This is a genomic window from Lelliottia sp. GFLA7 (assembly GCF_056490165.1).
This window is the reverse complement of record NZ_JBWLAQ010000138.1, coordinates 1-255: the sequence shown is the minus strand read 5'-3', so window position 1 is coordinate 255 and position 255 is coordinate 1. Positions and strand designations below refer to the sequence as shown.

The following is a 255-nucleotide window of genomic DNA, read 5'->3' as shown; positions in this document are numbered from 1 at the left end:
GTTCTTTTCGCCTTTCCCTCACGGTACTGGTTCACTATCGGTCAGTCAGGAGTATTTAGCCTTGGAGGATGGTCCCCCCATATTCAGACAGGATACCACGTGTCCCGCCCTACTCTTCGAACTCACAATGTATGTACTTTTGTGTACGGGAGTATCACCCTGTACCCTGCGACTTTCCAGACGCTTCCACTAATACATACGCTGATTCAGGTTCTGGGCTGTTCCCCGTTCGCTCGCCGCTACTGGGGGAATCTC

Annotated in this window: 1 rRNA gene; it reads right to left on the bottom strand. The window is 52.2% G+C overall.

Annotated elements, in window-relative coordinates:
• Nucleotides 1-255: ribosomal RNA gene (locus tag AC07RN_RS21545) — 23S ribosomal RNA — on the bottom strand; the annotation flags it as partial.